Annotated in this window: 1 protein-coding gene; it reads left to right on the top strand. The window is 44.5% G+C overall.

Annotation, left to right across the window (positions count from 1 at the left end):
* The coding region (locus H4J61_RS00085) for a putative Ig domain-containing protein (protein ID WP_182182610.1) at positions 1-440 on the top strand (440 nt) is incomplete at both ends.

Below are 440 nucleotides of genomic sequence, written 5' to 3'. Positions count from 1 at the left end.
ATAGGTACCACCTCAGGTATTATCATCAGTGTTGCCGATGCTGCGAATGCAACAGTAAGCTTAGCGGCCTTTACTATCACAGTGTCAAACACCAACGATGCGCCGGTAATAACAGGTACGCCAGCAACAACGGTAGCTGAAGACAGTAGTTATAGCTTTATCCCAACAGTTTCTGATGTTGATGCAGGGGATACCCAAACTTTTAGTATTAATATTAAACCTACCTGGGCAACGTTTAGTACTTCAACAGGTGGCTTAACGGGCACACCGACTAATGCGGATGTTGGTATAACTAGTGGTATTATCATTAGTGTGACCGATGCTGCGAATGCAACAGTGAGCTTAACCGCATTTACTATTACGGTAGTAAATACTAACGATGCCCCAGTAATTTCTGGTACGCCAGCCACAACTGCGGTTGAAGATGCTGCTTACAGCTT

Origin of the sequence: Colwellia sp. MB3u-4 (assembly GCF_014077065.1) — a bacterium.
Taxonomy (GTDB): Bacteria; Pseudomonadota; Gammaproteobacteria; order Enterobacterales; family Alteromonadaceae; genus Cognaticolwellia.
Note: the sequence above shows the minus strand (reverse complement) of the source record. Positions and strands in the feature narration are given on the sequence as shown.